The organism is Stenotrophomonas maltophilia group sp. RNC7 (assembly GCF_030910085.1).
Lineage (GTDB): Bacteria > Pseudomonadota > Gammaproteobacteria > Xanthomonadales > Xanthomonadaceae > Stenotrophomonas > Stenotrophomonas sepilia.
In genome coordinates, this window is sequence record NZ_JAVFVN010000351.1 from 1 (window position 1) to 408 (window position 408).

Sequence of the window (408 nt, forward strand, 5' to 3'; positions counted from 1 at the left end):
AGATCCGTTTGTACTACCAGAACCAGTAGAGGTTGCGTGAATTTGTGAACCAGAAGTAAGTTCAAGAGGTTGTAATGAACCTATAACCCCCCCTATATTTACACCTTGTTTTATATTATTTGATATTAAATTAGTAATAGCCGCGGTAATTTTGCCAGATCCATCGTGATAACCAGATGGTATAGTATAACTCCCGTTTTGAGTAGTTATTGTGTTGTTTACCGCACCTCTATTCGGCATAGTACCTGTTTTCTTAGTCCCGCCTTGATAAAAAGTACTACCACTCAGTACTTGTGAAACTGCTGCATTGGAGTCACTAGAAATCGCTTTTATTAGATTTGCCAATTGTTCATAGGTCATTTGTATGGTAGCGTTTTGATTCATCCTATTAATCGCATCAACTATACT

At 37.5% G+C, this 408-nt stretch carries 1 pseudogene; it reads right to left on the reverse strand.

Going from position 1 to position 408, the window contains the following annotated elements:
- A pseudogene (locus RCF13_RS05900) lies at positions 1–360 on the reverse strand (hypothetical protein); the annotation flags it as partial.
- Positions 361–408 lie beyond the last annotated feature (48 nt).